This window comes from Baekduia sp. Peel2402 (assembly GCF_052567285.1).
On record NZ_CP199582.1, the window covers coordinates 2,294,453 to 2,310,108 of the forward strand.

Here is a 15,656-nt window from a genome sequence, read left to right on the forward strand (position 1 = left end):
ATGGCCGCCGAACCGCTCTCCCCCACCGAAGAGGTCGCGGCCAACCCGCAGGCCGACACCTCGGAGCCGTTCACGCTGCGCATCCGTCGCTACGACCCGGAGTCCGGCGAAGCGCCGTATTGGGTCGAGCACACCATCGAGCTGGAGCCGCACCGCTCCGTGCTCGAGGGCATCCTGCAGGCCAAGGGTCGTTTCGACGGCTCGATCGGCATCCGCTGTTCGTGCAAGGCCGCGATCTGCGGCTCGTGCGGCGTGCGGATCAACGGCCAGCCCGGCCTGGCCTGCCACACGCACCTCGATCGCGCGAAGAAGTCGTCCAAGGACGGCGTCATCGAGATCGAGCCGATGGGCAACATGCCCGTCATCAAGGACCTGATCGTGGACATGGATGCCGTCCACTGGAAGAAGGTCCAGCGCGTCACGCCGTGGCTGATCAACAAGACGCCGATCCCCGAGCGCGAGTACATCGTCGACCGCGAGTCGATGGTCGACATCACGCAGACGATGGCCTGCATCCAGTGCGGCGCCTGCGTGTCGGACTGCCTGGCGATGGAGGTCGACCCGCTGTTCATCGGCCCGGCCGCGCTGGCCAAGTCCTACCGCTTCGTCGGCGACCCGCGTGACGCCGAGCAGTTCGAGCGCCTGAAGGACCTCGCCGAGGACCCGCACGGCATCTACGACTGCACCCACTGCTTCAAGTGCATCGAGGCGTGCCCGAAGGGCGTCGCCCCGATGAACCAGATCATGCGCCTGCGCCGTCGCGCTGGCGGCGATCACCACATCAAGGACCGCAACAACGGCGAGCGCCACGAGGCGGCCTTCGTGACGTTGATCAAGGACAACGGGTTGCTCTGGGAGGCGGAGCTGCTGCCGCGCTCCTACGGCGGCAACTCGTGGTTCGGCAAGTTCGCGCCGCCCGCGGGCCAGGAGCTGCTGGCGTCGCTGCCGGCGATCACCACCGCGGTCCTGCGTCGCAAGGTGACGCCGATGGGCGCGCTCAAGCCGCACAAGATCCCCAGCGCCGACCTCAAGCAGGTGCAGGAGATCTTCAAGACGGTCGAGGAGCGCGAGGAGCGCCTCGAGTTCAACATCTACATCTCGGGCACCGACGCCAACAACAACGAGCCCGTGAGCGAGCGCGTCGAAGCCACCGGCGATGCGAACGCGGAGGACAACGCCTGATGCGCGTCGCTTATTGGCCCGGCTGCGTCAGCCGCGGCTTCACCCCGGAGCTCCACGGCTCGATGGCGAAGGTCGCCCCAATGCTGGACATCGAGCTGGTCGAGCTGGACCGCGCCTGCTGCACGGGCGCCGGCGTCATCGCCGAGCACAGCCAGGAGCTGGCCGACACGCTCAACGCGCGCACCTTCGCGCTCGCCGAGCAGGTCGAGGGCGCCGACCTGATGATGAACATCTGCTCGACCTGCCAGGGCGCGCAGGGCGAGTCGCAGGAGCGCCTGGACGCGTCCGCGGAGTACCGCGGGCACATCAACTCGACGTTGTCGAAGTACAACCTCGAGTACCGCCAGCAGCTGCCCAACAAGAACTTCCTCTGGGTGCTGGTGGAGGAGTTCGGCCTGGACAACCTGCGCGAGCGCGTCAAGCGGCCGCTGACCAACCTCAAGGTCGGCCCCTTCTACGGGTGCTACATCGTCCGCCCGACCGACCGGTTGGGCATCAACGACGAGAACCCGCGCGACACGTACCTCGGGCTGGTCATCGAGGCGCTCGGCGGCACGGTCATCGACTACGCCGGCTCGCACAAGTGCTGCGGGTTCCCGATCATCACCATGAACAAGGAGGCGTCGCTCAAGCAGGCCGCGCGCCACCTCGGCGACGCGTCCGACGCGGACGCCGACTGCCTGGTGACGCCGTGCCCGCTGTGCCACCTCAACCTGGACCTCCAGCAGCCGCTGGCCGAGCGCCAGGTCGGCCGCTCGCTGAACATGCCGGTGCTGCACCTGCCCCAGCTCGTGGGCCTCGCCCTCGGGCTGGAGCCCAAGGAGCTCGGGCTCCACAAGCACGTCGTCAAGCCCACCTCGGTCGTCGACTGGACGACCTCGGTCGTCGCGGGCGTGGGTGCCGGCGACGGCGGCTGGTGAGGCTCTTCGGTTCCAAGCGGGACGCCCCGGCGGCGGACGAGGCCCAGCCTCGCCGCCGTCGGCGCGCGCCCCGCGCCGGCGGACCGCGGACGATCGTCCCAATCCTGGACGACAACGCCCGCCCCTCGTGGCTCCCGGACGACGCGCCCGCGCGGTCCGGCTTCGCGCTGGACGTCGACGCCGCACGTGATCGTCTGCGACGCGAGATTCCGCCCGTCGCCGACGACGATCGCTAAACGTTTCCGAAGCGCACACCGGCTGCGCAATGAGCGATAGGCTCGGCTCCGTGACGACGGGAGCGACCGCGCGGCACAACGTGCAGGTCCACGGCAACGCCGATGGACGGCCGATGGTGTTCGCCCACGGATTCGGCTGCGACCAGAACATGTGGCGCCACGTCTGGCCGGCGTTCGCCGACGAGCACCGGATCGTGCTCTTCGATCACGTCGGGCACGGCGGCAGCGACCACAGCGCGTTCGATCCCGAGCGCTACGCGACGCTCGACGGCTACGCGCAGGACGTCCTGGAGATCTGCGCCGAGCTGGAGCTCGACTCCGACGTCGTCCTGGTCGGGCACTCGGTCAGCGCGATGATCGGCGCGCTGGCGGCGATCGCCGAGCCGCAGCGCTTCGGCGCGCTGGTGATGATCGGGCCGTCGCCGCGCTACCTGGACGACGACGGCTACGTCGGCGGCTTCGCCCGGCCGGACATCGACGCGCTGCTGGACTCGCTGTCGTCCAACTACCTCGGCTGGTCGGCGACGATGGCGCCGGTGATCATGGGCAACGCCGAACGACCCGAGCTCGGCGACGAGCTGACCGCGCTGTTCTGCGCCACCGACCCGGCGATCGCCTCGCACTTCGCGCGCGTGACGTTCCTGTCCGACAACCGCGCCGACCTGCCGCGGGTCGGCGTGCGCACGCTCGTGGTGCAGTGCTCCGACGACGTGATCGCGCCCGTCGCGGTCGGGCAGTACGTGCACGAGCAGCTGCCCGACAGCACCTACATGCACCTCGCAGCGACCGGGCACTGCCCGAACCTGAGCGCGCCCGAGGAGACGGTCGGCGCGATCCAGGCGTTCTTGGCCACACCGTGAGCGACGACCTCTTCGAGGACGCGCCCTGCGGCTACGTCGTCGGGGCGCGAGACGGCACGATCGCGCGCGCCAACCGCGCGTTCGCTGACCTGGTGGGGATCCAGGCGAGCCTGCTGCCCGGGCGGCGGTTGCAGGACCTGCTGACGATCGGCGGCCGGATCTACCACGAGACCCACTACGCGCCGCTGCTGACGATGGCCGGGAGCGTGCGGGAGATCGCCGTCGACTTCCGGCGTCCAGACGGCACGGCGATCCCGGTGCTCCTGAGCGCGGCCGTGCGCGGCGACGAGGTCTTGACGATCGCCTTCCAGGCCACCGATCGCCGCCGCTACGAGCGCGAGTTGGTCCTGGCGCGCGACCGCGAGCACGCGATCGCCGCCGAGCTGCAGCGCGCGTTGCTGACCGGGACGCTGCCTGAGGATCCGGCGCTCGACCTCGGCGTCGCCTACCTCCCCGCCGAGGCGGGCCTGGAGGTGGGCGGCGACTGGTGGGACGCGTTCCTGCTCAGCGAGCGGCGCATCGGCCTGGTCGTCGGCGACGTCGTCGGCCGCGGGTTGCAGGCGGCGACGACGATGGGCCAGCTGCGATCCGCCGTGCGCGCGCTGGCGTCGATGGGCCTGACGCCCGGCCCGCTGCTGGAGGCGCTTGATGCCTACGCGCGCCGCCACGAGGTCGGGCGGATGACGACCGTCGCCTACGCCGAGATCGACCTCGTGACGGGCGACGTGCGCTGGGCGTGCGCCGGTCACCCGCCGCCCGCGGTCGCCGCGGCGGACGGCGTCACTTTCGCGTGGGACGGGCGGTCCGCGCCGCTGGACGCCACGAACGCCCCCGAGCCTCGCTCCCAGGGCCGGCTCACGCTTGATCCCGATGGGTTGTTGGTGCTCTTCACCGACGGCTTGTTCGAGCGCGTCGACCGACCCCTTCAACAAGGCCTTGACGCTCTGCTCGCCGAGATCGCCACGTACCGCGCCGCACCCGCCAGCGAGTTGGCGGAGGCCGTCACACGTGCGGCGCTCGCCGGCCGGCGGGCCAACGACGACGCCTGCCTGCTGGCCCTGCGCTGGACGCCTGCACACGCGGCGTAAGCGGGACGACGACGTGTCGTTGTAGGAGGGCAAGACCGCGGCGCTCCCCACTCTCGCGCCGCGCCCCCTCCCCCACGAAAGGACCCCAACATGCGTCGACTGGCCCACCGCCCGTCGCCGGCGATGATCATCGCCGTCATCGCCCTGATCGCCGCCATGAGCGGCAGCGCGGTTGCCGATGGCGTGCACGCCGTCGCCGCCAAGCTGAAGAAGGGCGCGGTCACCAGCCGCGAGATCAAGGACGGCTCGGTCCGTCTGGCCGACATCAACAAGAAGGACCGCGCGACGCTGAAGGGCGCGACCGGCGCCGCGGGTGCCGTGGGCGCAACCGGCGCGACCGGCACCACGGGTGCCGCTGGTGCCAAGGGCGACACGGGCGACGTCGGCGCGACCGGCTCGCAGGGCCCCAAGGGCGACATCGGCCCGAGCAACGTCTTCGAGGCCACGCGCAACAGCGACGGCGGCTTCACCGACGGCTCGCAGCACACGCTGATCACGCTGCCGAACCTGCCCGCGGGCGACTACCTGCTGACCGCGCGTGCCGGGCTCAGCAACACGTCGCCGCCCACGTCCGGCTCGGTCATCGACTGCGACCTGCTGGTCGGCGGCGTCTCCGCCACCGACGGCACCGGCCTGATCTCCGACAAGGGCGGCACGGTGCAGATGCACCTCGACGCGGCCAAGACGATCACGGCGGGCACGAGCGTCGCGCTGCGCTGCAGCGTCTCCGACATCGCCGGCTCCACCAACTGGGGCGCGGGCGACATGACGATCGAGGCGCTCAAGGTCGGCTCGGCCACGAGCACCGCGGTCTCCAGCTAAAGCCTGGAGGAGGGCAACCGAGGGCGGGTCGCGCGAACGCCGCGCGGCCCGCCTTCGCGCGTTCTCCTAGGCCGTGGCGGCGCGCGAGCCGATGAGGCCGCGCGTGTGCAGCAGCTCGGCGATCTGCACCGTGTTGAGCGCCGCGCCCTTGAGCAGGTTGTCGCCGACCACGAACAGGTTGAGCGACTTCGGGTCGGCCAGGTCCTGCCGGACGCGGCCGACCGCGACGGGGTCCTTGCCGGCCCACTCCAGCGGCGTCGGGACGTCGTCCAGCTCGACGCCGTCGTGCGCGCCCATGACCTCCAGCGCTCGGGCGACGTCCGGCTCGCGCTCGAAGGTCGCCTTGACCTCGATCGAGTGGCCGACCATCACCGGGACGCGCACGCACGTCGGCGACACCGCGAGGCCCTCGATCCCGAGGATCTTGCGGGACTCGTTCTGGAGCTTCATCTCCTCGTCGGTGTAGCCGTTCCCGGTGTCCTTGCCGAGCAAGGGCACCACGTTGAAGGCCAGCGGCTTGCCAAAGACCGGCGTCTCGCCGACCTTCGCGGCCGCTTCGGCGCCGCGGTCGGCCAGCGCGTCGGGGTCGGCGAGCAGGCCGGGGACCTGCTCCAGCAGCTCATCCATGCCCTTCTGCCCGGCACCGCCGGCGGCCTGGAACGACGTCGCGACGATGCCCGTCAGGCCGAACGCCTCGTGGAGCGCGTGCAGCGGCGGCATGATCGCCATCGTCGTGCAGTTCGGGTTGGCGACGATGCCCTTGCCGATGTCGTCCAGGGCGTCCGGGTTGACCTCGGAGACGACCAGCGGGACCTCGGGGTCCATGCGGAACGCCGACGAGTTGTCCACCACGATCGCGCCACGCGCGGCGAACTTCGGCGCCCATTCCTTCGAGACGCCGCCGCCCGCCGAGAAGATCGCGACGTCGAAGCCGTCCAGGCGCTCGTCGTCGGCCAGGCCGACGACGGTCAGGCCGTCCTCCAGCACCTTGCCGGCGCTGCGCTCGCTCGCGAACGGCACCAGCTCGGCGAACGGGAACGCCCGCTCGCGCAGCAGGTTGCGCATGCGCGTGCCGACGGCGCCCGTGGCGCCGACGACGGCGACGCGGTAGTCGCCCGGACCCGGGCCGCTCACGATGCAAACTCCCCAAAGGGCTGCTCCGGGCGGATCGTGTCCGCGCCCGAGAGGTCGAAGGCCGTATGCAGCGCCTTGACCGCCGGCTCGACCTCGTCGACCGGGATCACGCAGGAGATGCGGATCGGCGACGTCGAGATCATCTCGATGTTGATGTCGTTGGCACCGAGGACGCTGAAGACCTTGGCGGCGACGCCCGGGTGCGACTTCATCCCGGCGCCGACGATCGACACCTTGCCCATCGCGTCGTCGGTCTCGACCTTGATCCCGAGCTCGTCGGCGATCGGCTTCAACGCCGCGTCGGCGGTGGCGACGTCCTCGCGCGGGATCGTGAACGACAGCTCCGCCTGGCCCCCTTCGGACCGCGGGTCGTTCTGGATGATCATGTCGATGTTGACGTTGGCGTCGGCCAGCGCCGTGGTGACGCGGCCGGCGATGCCGGGCGAGTCGGGCAGGCCGATGAGCGTCACGCGCGCCTCGCCACGCGAGTGGGTGACGGCGGTGATGAGGGGGTTCTCCATGTCCTTGTCCTTGGCCTCTTCGTCGGAGACGACGAAGGTCCCGTCAGAGTCATCGAAGCTGGAGCGGCAGTGGATCCGCACGCCGTGGTTGCGCGCGTACTCGACGCTGCGCAGCTGTAGGACGCCGGCGCCGCTGGCCGCCATCTCGAGCATCTCGTCGAAGGTGACGACGTCGAGCTTGCGGGCGTCGGGCACGATCCGGGGATCGGCCGTGAAGACGCCGGGCACGTCGGTGTAGATCTCGCACGCGTCGGCGCCGATCGCGGCGGCGAGCGCCACCGCGGTCGTGTCGGAGCCGCCGCGGCCGAGCGTCGTGACGTCGCGGTCGGTGCTGACGCCCTGGAAGCCCGCGACGAGGACGATGTTGTCCTGATCGAGCGCGTCGCGGATGCGATCGGCGCGGACTTCGAGGATGCGGGCCTTCGTGTGGCTCGTATCTGTGACGATGCCCGCCTGGGATCCCGTCAGCGAGATCGCCCGATGACCGAGATCGTTGATCGCCATGGCACACAGCGCACACGACACCCGCTCGCCCGTCGAGAGCAGCATGTCCATCTCGCGGGGATCCGGTGTCGATGAGACCTCGAAGGCGTCGGCGATGAGCCGATCGGTCTCCTTGCCGCGCGCGCTGAGCACGGCGACGACGCGCGTGCCCTGTTCGCGCTTGGCGACGATGCGCTCCGCGGCGCGCTTGAGGCGCTGCGCGTCCGCGACGGAGGTGCCTCCGAACTTCATGACCACGGTGCCCGGCATTGGACCGGTCATGCTAGAGGCTCGATGGCTTTCGGCATGACCCGACGGCGGTGGATCGGCCTGGCCGGGTGCCTGACGATCGTCATCCTGGTGGCGATCATCGCGATCGCCGGTGGCGGTTCGAACCAACCGGGCGCCGACGCGAACCAGACCGCGGCGGCGAGCGCGAGCGCGACCGCGCCGGGGTCCACGACCGCGCCGGCCTCGTCGAGCACGCCGGCGGAGACCGCGCCCGCCGCCCCGCCGTCCACCCGCGCGCCCGGGAAGCTGCGCGTGGACGCCGCGCGCGCGGCGGCGCGGCTGTTCCTGATCGGCTTCGGCGGAACCGAGGGGCGCGACAAGCTGCTGGACCGCTTCCGCAAGCGCGAGTGGGGCGGCGTCGTGCTGGCGCCCGGCAACGGCGAGTCGCCCCAACAGGTGGCCGACCTGCTGGGGAGGATCCGCCGGGCGGCGCTCGACCACGAGCACGAGGTGCCGCTGTTCGCCGCCTCGCAGCTGGGCGGCGACCTGGACGCGGTGCCGGTCGGCGCGCCGCTGCAGTCGGCGGCCAAGACCCCGGACCAGGCGCGCGCGACCGCCCGCGCGATCGCCAAGGCGCTGCACCCGCTCGGGATCCGCATGGTGCTGGCGCCGGACGCCGACATCGGCTTCGCCGGCGGCCCGTGGGAGGGCGTCGCGTTCTCCGACGACCCGGCGACGGTCGCGTCGCTGAGCACGGCGGCGGTCGCGGGCTACAAGGACGGCGAGGTGGCCGCGGCGCCCGGGCACTTCCCGGGCGAGGGCGCGGCGTCCGGCGATCCGGCGATCGAGGCGGCGACGGTCGGCGTCTCGCTGGACGACCTGCGCGCCCGCGACTTCGTCCCGTTCCGCGAGCTGGCGGGCCACTCGGCGGCGATCCAGCTCTCGTCGTCGACCTACGTCGCGTTTGACGGCGTCACGCCTGCGACGCTGCTGCCCGAAGTGGTGAAGCTCCTGCGCGGCGAGCTGAAGTTCGAGGGCGTCGTGGTGTCCGGCGACCTGGCGGCCGCGTCGCTGGCCGGCGGACAGCCGGTGGCGGCGCTGGCGGTCGAGGCGCTGAAGGCGGGCGCGGACCTGCTGTGGGTGCCGGGCGGCGCCGACGACCAGGTCGCCGCATGGCGGGCCGTGACGCGGGCGATCAAGTCGGGCGCGGTGCCCGAGGCGCGCGTGGCCGAGGCGCTGGCGCGCGTGGACGCGTTGCGCGACAAGTACGGCGTGCGCTAGTCCGGCGCGGTCTCGGCGATCGCGTCGAGCACCGGCACGAGCCGCTCCCAACCCGAATGGCGTGTTCCGTACACCTTTTGAATGGTTTGACCGGTTGGACCTGGCTCGGCGCTACGCAATTCGGCCAGTCCGCCGTCGGCCAGCGACTTCATCGCCCAGTTGACCTTGTCATAGGGGAGCGTCAGCTCGCGCGACAGCTCCGCCGCGCTACGCGGGCGTTGCTCCAGCGCGAGCAGGATCTTCAGGCGCAGCGGGTCCTTCAACACCGTAAGCAGGCGCGCGGACCGCGCGGACATGGTCATCAGGGAGCGCTCCATATCGTTGAACTCGGAGCAATAGGGCGGCAGCGCACAACACTGTTTCAGTCGAGGCGGCTGTGAGAGGATCGCGGCGGGGATGGCACGTGGGCTCTTCGTCCGGGCGCGCAGGGACCCGTCGCGATTCGCCGACGTCTACGTCGCCTACCACGAGCCGGTGCTCCGATATCTGGCGCGGCAGACGCTCGACCCGGAGGTCGCCTTCGACCTGATGGCCGAGACGTTCGCGCAGATGTTCGCGTCGCTGGACGACTTCCGCGGCTCGACCGAGGACGAAGGCCGCGCGTGGATGTGGGCGATCGCACGCCACCAGCTCTACCGCTGGCGCGACCGCCGCCGCGTCGAGCGGACTTACCTCGCGCGCTTGGGCGTCTCGGTCGCCGACCTGGGCGAGGTCGAGTACGAGCGCATCGAGCAGCTCGCCGATCTGGAGCGCTTCCTCCCACTACTGGAGGCGGCACTGGCCGACCTGCCGTGCGACACCCGCCGCATCCTGGAGATGCGGATCGTCGAGCATCGGCCTTACGTGGAGATCGGCGAGCTGTTCGGGACGACGCAGGGCGCGATCCGGATCAGGGTGTCGCGGGCGCTGCGGGATCTGGCGCGGGTGTTGGAGACGCGCGGGGAGTTGTGAGTCGTGGCGCGGGTTGCGCGTGGCGCTCGGCGCGGGCGTTGGTTGGGGTGCGTGGCGCTGGAGAGGGCGGCGAGGGAGTGAAGCCGGGTTGGCGTGGCCACTGCTGTCGGTCGTCCTCGGTCGTGTCGCCGCGCTCGGGAGGGCGATTCGGGGCCGAAGCGCCAACGGTTCGCATCTAACCCGCGATATGCGCGGGTTAGATGCGACTCATCGATGAGCGGCAGTGTGGAGGCGCCCCGGGGACCCGGCGACACGTCCGAGGACGACCAACGGCAGTGGCCACTCCAATCCGGTCTCACTCCCTTCGCCGCCCTCTCCAACGCACGCACCCACCATCAACGCCCGCACTGAGCGCCACCAACAGCGGCGCCGCGCCCTCAGACCGGCAAATCCGCCGGCAGAGGCACTTCCTGCGGCGTCCGCCCCTCGCCGGCCTCATCCCACTCCTCCCACGCACGGGCGTCACGGCCCGCGTGCTCGCCCTCACCCCCGAGCGCCAGCAGCAACAGCGTTGTCGTCGTCGAGCGGTTGACGAGCTGGCGGCGCACCGACGACGCCACTCGGACCGCCCCGCCGCGCGGCACCGTGTGCTCCTCGCCTTCGATCCCGATCGTCAGCTCGCCCTCGAGAACCACGAAGACCTCTTCCTGGCGCTCGTGCGCGTGGATGCGGCCGCGCTGGCGCGGGGCGAGCGTGATCACGTTGATGCCGAAGCTGGAGACGCCCAGCTCGCGGCGCAGCGACTGGAAGCGCTCGCTGTTCTTGGTGTCGATCGTGGTGAAGGCGACGTCGTCGGCGGCCATGGCCGCGGACCCTACGGAATGGACCGCCGCTCAGGCGATCTCACGACGGCCGGCGAACGCTGAGCTAATCGCTTGCCACAGCCTCTCGCGCGGCCGCGGTGTATCGCTGGCGGGCCACGCTCCACTCGCGCTTCCACTCATCATCTCGGTCTTCAACGCGCGTGAGGAGTCCACTCAGATCGTCTAACGACTCGAGAACAGACGGCGGAGCCACGAGCACAAGGCGATTGGACGCCGCTTGGAAGGCGTCGATCGCGCGCATCACCGGTCGACCTAGCGAGTGGCGTGATGCCTGCCCCACCGCCCAGTCCCAGGTTGGAAACCGCCGAGACGCCGCGATGATCAACCGAGAGGAGCGACCGCCTGTAGGTGCCAGCTGACCGATCTCGAGTTCGAGTCGATCGAGGGCATGTCCGAACGACGCAAGAACCGCTGCTAGATCAGCGCGCGATCGATCCCGCCGCTCAGCGCGAGCAACCCTCATGGTCAGGAACCCGGTCAGCCCTGAGGCGAACAGCGCGGACGCGGACGCGATCCCTGCGGAGGCGAGGTCTGACACACGCGGATGCTCTCCGCCAGTGCGGACGGAGCAGCCATGCTCTCCGGAACCCTGTCACACCCGGAAGTACCATTAGGGCATGTTCAGAAAGGCATCTCGGAAGCGCGTCTCACGAGTGAGACGCGCGGCAGCAAGCCCTCGCCGAACTAGCAAGAAGACGGCATCGCTGGCCGCTCGACTCATGCACGACCCGCGAAAGTCAGTCCGCAAGGTCGCAGCCTCAGCGCTTTCTCAGCGCGCGAGGTAACGGCAGGCGTTGCGGGGACCGCACGGATGGCGGTCCCTGGCGCCGCTCAGGCGATCTCACGACGGCCAGCGAACGCCCGGCCGAGGGTGACCTCGTCGGCATATTCCAGGTCGCCGCCGACCGGGAGGCCGGACGCGAGGCGCGTGACGGCGACGTCGGGCGTGCGCTCGCGCAGCGCGGCCGCGATGTGGTGGGCGGTCGCCTCGCCGGTCGTCGTCGGGTTGGTGGCGATCACGACCTCGCGGACCTCGCCGGCTTCAACGCGGCGGTACAGCTCGGGGATCTTGAGGTCCTCGGGATCGACGCCGTCGATCGGGCTCAGCGCGCCACCCAGGACGTGGTAGCGGCCGCGGAACTCGTGCGTGCGCTCGATCGGGATCACGTCCGACGGCTCCTCGACGACGCAGATGATGCCGCCGTCGCGCCGCTCGTCCTGGCAGATCCGGCACGTCTCCTCGTCGGCCAAGTTGAAGCAGATCGCGCACGGACGGATCTTCTCCTTGACCTCGCGGATCGCGTCCGCCAGCGCGTTGGCGTCCTCCAGGTCGGCGCGCAGGATGTAGAACGCCAGCCGCTGCGCCGTGCGCTGTCCGATGCCGGGCAGCTTGCCCAGCTCGGTCACCAGGCGCTGGACGGGCGGCGCGAACAACTAGCGGTTCTTCTTCGCGGCGGCGCGGCGCGCGGCGCGGTTCAGCCCGGGTGCGGCACCGCCGGCGCCGCCTGGAGCGCCACCGCCGCCCATGCCCAGGCCGCCGAGCGCGTCACCGAGGCCGAGGCCTTCGAGGGCGGACATCGGGTCAAAGCCGCCTGAGCCGGAGGCCGACTGCATCGCCTTCTCCTGGAGGTCGACCGCCTGGCGCATGGCCTCGTTGGTCGCGGCCAGGACAAGGTCCTGGAGCATCTCGACGTCCTCGGGATCGACCGCATCGGGATCGATCGTCAGCGACTCAAGCTTGAGGTCGCCGGTGACGACGACCTTCACCATGCCGCCGCCCGCGGAGGCCTCGACGCGCTGCTCCTTGAGCGCCTCCTGGGCCTCCTGCTGCGCGGCCATGACCTCCTGGGCCTGCTTGAGCATGTTCTGGATGTTGGGCTGCGGCATCAGGCCTGCTCCTGCTCGGGTTCGTGATCGACCGCGTCGAATTCTGCCCGCAAGCGGGCGATGAAGTCATCCTCGCCGAGGACCTCGGGCTCGGCGCCCAGCTCCTCGGCCTCGCGCGTCTCCATGATGAGCCGCGGCGCGACGCCCGTCAGCTCCTTGAACGCGCTAGACAGCATCTGCCGCGCCGCCGCGTCCTCGGCCTTGCGCTTCTGGAACGCGGCGTCGGGCGTGAACGCGAGCGTGACGTCGCGATCGACCACGCTGATCGGCCGCGCCTCCGCCAGACAGCCCGCGAGCAGCTGGTTGGATTCGGCGACGTTCTGTAGGACCGCGGGCCAGAGGTCGGTGACCATCGTGAGGTCGAGCGAGCCGAAGTCGGCGACGGGCGCGGCGACCGGTGCCTCCGCAACCGCCACGGGAGACGGAGCGGGTTCAGGTGCTGCCTCAGGCTCGCTCATCGAGGGAGACGGAGCGGGAGGCGGCTCGGGCGCGGGCGCCTCCACGACGGCGGGAGGCGGCGCGACGGGCGGCGCCTCGCTCACGGGCGGAGCCGCTTCGACCGGCGGCGGTGCGACGGGCGGCGCAGCGACCGGCGCGGCTTGGGCCGCAGGCGCGGGCGAGGCGGCGGGCGGAGCAGCAGCGGGCGCCACCGCGACGCCTCCGCGCAGCGCCTGCTCCATGCGCTCCATCCGCGCGAGCAGCGCGCGCGTTGAGGGATCGACCTCCGGCGCCGCCGCCTTGACGAGCGCCACTTCGAGCTGGGTCTGCGCGTCGGCGCCGTCCTTCGCCAGGCGCATGCCGGCGGCAAGCAGGTCGAGCAGGCGCACGCTGTCGGCGCCCGTCAGACGCGCCGCCTGGTCGGCCAACCGCGCGTCGCGCTCCGACGTCATGCGCAGCTGCGGCGGCAGCTCGCCCAGGGTCTGGACGACGAGCACGTCGCGCGTGTGCGACTCCAAGTCCCTCAAGAACTGCGCCGCGTCGCGGCCGGACTCGGCCAGGCGCGCGGTCACGCCCCAGGCGGCCTTCGCATCGCGGGCGCCGATCGCGTCCAACGCCCCGAACAGCAGGTCGTCGTCGGCGACGCCCAAGACCGCCAGGACGTCCTCGGTCGCAATCGAGGACCCGGAGTAGGTCACCAACTGCTCCAGCGTGCCCAAAGCATCGCGGTAGGAGCCCGTCGCGCCGCGCGCCACCAGCGCCACGGCCTCCGGTGCCACCGTGATCGACTCCTTGGCCGCCACCCGCTGCACGACCGTCGCGAGCTGCTCGACCGTCGGCCGGCGGAAGTCGAAGCGATGGCAGCGGTCGACGACCGTGTCCATCACCTTGTGCGCCTCGGTCGTCGCCAGCACGAAGATCGTGGACGGCGGCGGCTCCTCCAAGGTCTTCAAGAACGCGTTCCACGCCGCCGTCGACAGCATGTGCGCCTCGTCCAAGATGTACACCTTGTAGCGGCCGGTGACCGGGGCGTACTGGACGGAGTCGCGCAGCTCGCGGATGTCGTCGACGCTGTTGTTGGACGCCGCGTCCATCTCGATGACGTCCATCGACGTGGCGCTGGCGATCGCCACGCACGACTCGCACGTGCCGCACGGCTCGATCGTCGGCCCGTTGACGCAGTTCAGGCACGCGGCCAGCATCTTGGCCATCGACGTCTTGCCCGTTCCGCGGGAGCCGACGAACAGGTAGGCGTGATGCACCTGGCCCCGCTCGATGGCGTTGCGGAGCGTGCGCACGACGTGCTCCTGACCGATGACGTCGGCGAACGTCCGCGGGCGGTGGCGGCGATAGAGCGAAGGTCCGGCAGGCACGGGTCGACCAGTGTAGACGCGACGGTCGTCGCCGCCTCGTAGGGTGAGGTCCATGGCCGACACGCTTCGCGACGAGCTCTTCGACTGGCTGCGGATCCCCAGCATCTCCACGGGTGGAGGCGACCCCGCCGACCTCGTCCGCGCCGCGGAGTGGGCGGTCGCCAAGATCGAGCGCGCGGGCGGGACCGCGTCGCTGGAGAGCCCGATCGCCGGCGGCAACCCGCTGGTCGTCGGCGAGCTGCCCGCGTCCACCAACCCCGACGGCACGGCCACCGTCCTGATCTACGGCCACTACGACGTCCAGGGCGCCGAGCCGTTCGACCTCTGGGACTCGCCGCCGTTTGAGCCGACCGTCCGCGACGGCCGCATCTACGCCCGCGGCGCCGCCGACGATAAGGGCAACTTCCTGCCGCTGCTGGCCGCCGCGTGCGATCTGGCCACCGCCGGCGAGCTGCCCGTCAACGTCCGGATCGCGATCGAGGGCGAGGAGGAGGCCGGTGGCGCGTCGATCGCCGCCTGGCTGGCCGCCGACGCCCGCGGCGCCGACGCGGCGATCGTCTACGACAGCGCGATGGCCTCGCCGGAGCTGCCCGCGATCACGATCGGCCTGCGCGGTGTAGTGCTCCTGACCTTCGACGTCCGCGCCGCCGAGCGCGACCTGCACTCCGGCATCTTCGGCGGCAGCGCGCTGAACTCCCTGCACGCGCTGCACTCCGCGCTCGCCCAGGTCCTCCCGGACCCCGCGACCGGCGTCGTGCGCGACGAGCTGCGCGTCGGGATCGCGCCGGTCGCCGACGCCGAGCGCGCCACCTGGGGCGGCCTGCCCGACGGCGACGAGGCCCTCGCCGCCTCCGGGGCGCGCCCCGCCTACCCGGGCGCGGGCGCCGAGTACGTCGAGCGCAACGGCTCCGACGCAGCGCTGGACGTCAACCAGATCGTGGCCGGCGACGCCCGCACGGTGATCGCCGGCGTCGCGCGCGCGACGCTCTCGATCCGCCTCGCCCCGGGGCAGGACCCGGACGCGATGGGCGCCAAGCTGCTGGAGCTCCTGCGTTCGGGGCTGCCCGAGGGCGCCGAGCTGACCGTCGTCTCCTCCCACCAGGCGCAGCCCGCGCTGTTCCCGGCCGACACGGCCGCGATCGTCCTGGCCGCGCAAGCGATCGAGCGCGCCACCGGCTCCGCGCCGGCGCTCGTGCGCTCCGGCGGCTCGATCCCGATCGTCGCCGACTTCGCCGCCAAGGGCATCCCGGCGATCGTCACCGGCTTCACGCTGCCCGACGACCCGATCCACGCGCCGAACGAGTCGATCTGGGAGCGCGGGCTGGAGCTCGGCTACGCGGCCGGGCGCGAGATGCTGATCGGCCTCGCCGCCCTGGGCGACCAGTAGCAGTCCCCGGCGCGCGCAGGAGCCAGCCAGGCAGGCTC

At 71.4% G+C, this 15,656-nt stretch carries 16 protein-coding genes; 9 read left to right on the plus strand and 7 right to left on the minus strand.

Features of this window, described 5'->3' with window-relative positions:
* The 6 genes from ACT01A_RS11205 (at position 1) to ACT01A_RS11230 (ending at position 5,108) form a co-directional block, all read left to right on the plus strand.
* Positions 1–1,182 (plus strand): succinate dehydrogenase/fumarate reductase iron-sulfur subunit, encoded by a 1,182-nt coding sequence (locus ACT01A_RS11205; RefSeq protein WP_445152337.1) that lies wholly within the window; start codon positions 1–3, stop codon positions 1,180–1,182.
* Positions 1,182–2,102, plus strand: a complete 921-nt coding sequence (locus ACT01A_RS11210; protein WP_445152338.1) for a CoB--CoM heterodisulfide reductase iron-sulfur subunit B family protein — start codon at positions 1,182–1,184, stop codon at positions 2,100–2,102. The genes ACT01A_RS11205 and ACT01A_RS11210 overlap by 1 nt, the downstream gene beginning before the upstream one ends.
* Positions 2,099–2,338 (plus strand): hypothetical protein, encoded by a 240-nt coding sequence (locus tag ACT01A_RS11215; protein ID WP_445152339.1) that lies wholly within the window; start codon positions 2,099–2,101, stop codon positions 2,336–2,338. Before ACT01A_RS11210 ends, ACT01A_RS11215 begins: the two co-directional genes overlap by 4 nt.
* 29 nt (positions 2,339–2,367) lie before the next feature.
* Complete coding sequence (locus ACT01A_RS11220; protein WP_445152340.1) at positions 2,368–3,198, plus strand: alpha/beta fold hydrolase; 831 nt, start codon at positions 2,368–2,370, stop codon at positions 3,196–3,198.
* A complete protein-coding gene (locus ACT01A_RS11225) occupies positions 3,195–4,286 on the plus strand; it encodes a PP2C family protein-serine/threonine phosphatase (RefSeq protein WP_445152341.1) in 1,092 nt (363 codons plus the stop codon). The genes ACT01A_RS11220 and ACT01A_RS11225 overlap by 4 nt, the downstream gene beginning before the upstream one ends.
* Before the next feature lie 90 nt (positions 4,287–4,376).
* On the plus strand, positions 4,377–5,108 hold the full coding sequence (locus tag ACT01A_RS11230) for a hypothetical protein (protein WP_445152342.1): 732 nt from the start codon (positions 4,377–4,379) through the stop codon (positions 5,106–5,108).
* 66 nt (positions 5,109–5,174) lie between these two features.
* Here the strand turns inward: ACT01A_RS11230 and ACT01A_RS11235 are convergent, their stop codons facing one another.
* Both ACT01A_RS11235 and ACT01A_RS11240 read right to left on the minus strand, forming a co-directional pair.
* Positions 5,175–6,242: an aspartate-semialdehyde dehydrogenase gene (locus tag ACT01A_RS11235; RefSeq protein WP_445152343.1), complete on the minus strand. Its 1,068-nt coding sequence runs from the start codon at positions 6,240–6,242 to the stop codon at positions 5,175–5,177.
* The gene (locus tag ACT01A_RS11240; protein WP_445152344.1) at positions 6,239–7,516 is read right to left on the minus strand and encodes an aspartate kinase; all 1,278 of its coding nucleotides are present in this window, start codon (positions 7,514–7,516) and stop codon (positions 6,239–6,241) included. Before ACT01A_RS11240 ends, ACT01A_RS11235 begins: the two co-directional genes overlap by 4 nt.
* Before the next feature lie 36 nt (positions 7,517–7,552).
* Between ACT01A_RS11240 and ACT01A_RS11245 the strand changes: the two genes are divergently transcribed.
* Positions 7,553–8,758 carry a glycoside hydrolase family 3 N-terminal domain-containing protein gene (locus ACT01A_RS11245; protein ID WP_445152345.1) on the plus strand — a complete coding sequence of 402 codons (1,206 nt, stop codon included), beginning with the start codon at positions 7,553–7,555 and terminating at the stop codon, positions 8,756–8,758.
* Here the strand turns inward: ACT01A_RS11245 and ACT01A_RS11250 are convergent.
* The gene (locus ACT01A_RS11250) at positions 8,755–9,060 is read right to left on the minus strand and encodes a helix-turn-helix domain-containing protein (RefSeq protein WP_445152346.1); all 306 of its coding nucleotides are present in this window, start codon (positions 9,058–9,060) and stop codon (positions 8,755–8,757) included. The two genes, ACT01A_RS11245 and ACT01A_RS11250, sit on opposite strands and share 4 nt — an antisense overlap.
* Before the next feature lie 94 nt (positions 9,061–9,154).
* On the opposite strand from ACT01A_RS11250, the gene ACT01A_RS11255 reads away from it, so the two are divergent.
* The gene (locus ACT01A_RS11255) at positions 9,155–9,709 is read left to right on the plus strand and encodes an RNA polymerase sigma factor (protein WP_445152347.1); all 555 of its coding nucleotides are present in this window, start codon (positions 9,155–9,157) and stop codon (positions 9,707–9,709) included.
* Positions 9,710–10,086: 377 nt separating this feature from the next.
* Here the strand turns inward: ACT01A_RS11255 and ACT01A_RS11260 are convergent, their stop codons facing one another.
* The 4 genes from ACT01A_RS11260 to dnaX form a co-directional block, all read right to left on the minus strand.
* Complete coding sequence (locus tag ACT01A_RS11260) at positions 10,087–10,512, minus strand: cupin domain-containing protein (protein ID WP_445152348.1); 426 nt, start codon at positions 10,510–10,512, stop codon at positions 10,087–10,089.
* An 852-nt stretch (positions 10,513–11,364) separates the two neighbouring features.
* Positions 11,365–11,967, minus strand: coding sequence for a recombination mediator RecR (recR, locus tag ACT01A_RS11265; RefSeq protein ID WP_445152349.1), 603 nt, complete (start codon positions 11,965–11,967; stop codon positions 11,365–11,367).
* On the minus strand, positions 11,968–12,420 hold the full coding sequence (locus ACT01A_RS11270) for a YbaB/EbfC family nucleoid-associated protein (RefSeq protein ID WP_445152350.1): 453 nt from the start codon (positions 12,418–12,420) through the stop codon (positions 11,968–11,970).
* Positions 12,420–14,231: a DNA polymerase III subunit gamma/tau gene (dnaX, locus tag ACT01A_RS11275; RefSeq protein ID WP_445152351.1), complete on the minus strand. Its 1,812-nt coding sequence runs from the start codon at positions 14,229–14,231 to the stop codon at positions 12,420–12,422. Before dnaX ends, ACT01A_RS11270 begins: the two co-directional genes overlap by 1 nt.
* Positions 14,232–14,283: 52 nt before the next feature.
* Here dnaX and ACT01A_RS11280 point away from each other — a divergent pair, with 52 nt between their 5' ends.
* Positions 14,284–15,618, plus strand: a complete 1,335-nt coding sequence (locus ACT01A_RS11280; RefSeq protein ID WP_445152352.1) for a M20/M25/M40 family metallo-hydrolase — start codon at positions 14,284–14,286, stop codon at positions 15,616–15,618.
* Positions 15,619–15,656: the final 38 nt, after the last annotated feature.

Excerpts from the sequence above, each read along its gene's own strand:
- ACT01A_RS11205 (WP_445152337.1), top strand. The coding sequence starts at position 1 with ATGGCCGCCGAACCGCTCTCCCCCACCGAAGAGGTCGCGGCCAACCCG.
- ACT01A_RS11210 (WP_445152338.1), top strand. The coding sequence starts at position 1,182 with ATGCGCGTCGCTTATTGGCCCGGCTGCGTCAGCCGCGGCTTCACCCCG.
- ACT01A_RS11220 (WP_445152340.1), top strand. The coding sequence starts at position 2,368 with ATGAGCGATAGGCTCGGCTCCGTGACGACGGGAGCGACCGCGCGGCAC.
- ACT01A_RS11230 (WP_445152342.1), top strand. The coding sequence starts at position 4,377 with ATGCGTCGACTGGCCCACCGCCCGTCGCCGGCGATGATCATCGCCGTC.
- ACT01A_RS11240 (WP_445152344.1), bottom strand. The coding sequence starts at position 7,516 with ATGCCGGGCACCGTGGTCATGAAGTTCGGAGGCACCTCCGTCGCGGAC.
- ACT01A_RS11245 (WP_445152345.1), top strand. The coding sequence starts at position 7,553 with ATGACCCGACGGCGGTGGATCGGCCTGGCCGGGTGCCTGACGATCGTC.
- ACT01A_RS11250 (WP_445152346.1), bottom strand. The coding sequence starts at position 9,060 with ATGACCATGTCCGCGCGGTCCGCGCGCCTGCTTACGGTGTTGAAGGAC.
- ACT01A_RS11255 (WP_445152347.1), top strand. The coding sequence starts at position 9,155 with ATGGCACGTGGGCTCTTCGTCCGGGCGCGCAGGGACCCGTCGCGATTC.
- ACT01A_RS11260 (WP_445152348.1), bottom strand. The coding sequence starts at position 10,512 with ATGGCCGCCGACGACGTCGCCTTCACCACGATCGACACCAAGAACAGC.
- ACT01A_RS11270 (WP_445152350.1), bottom strand. The coding sequence starts at position 12,420 with ATGCCGCAGCCCAACATCCAGAACATGCTCAAGCAGGCCCAGGAGGTC.
- ACT01A_RS11280 (WP_445152352.1), top strand. The coding sequence starts at position 14,284 with ATGGCCGACACGCTTCGCGACGAGCTCTTCGACTGGCTGCGGATCCCC.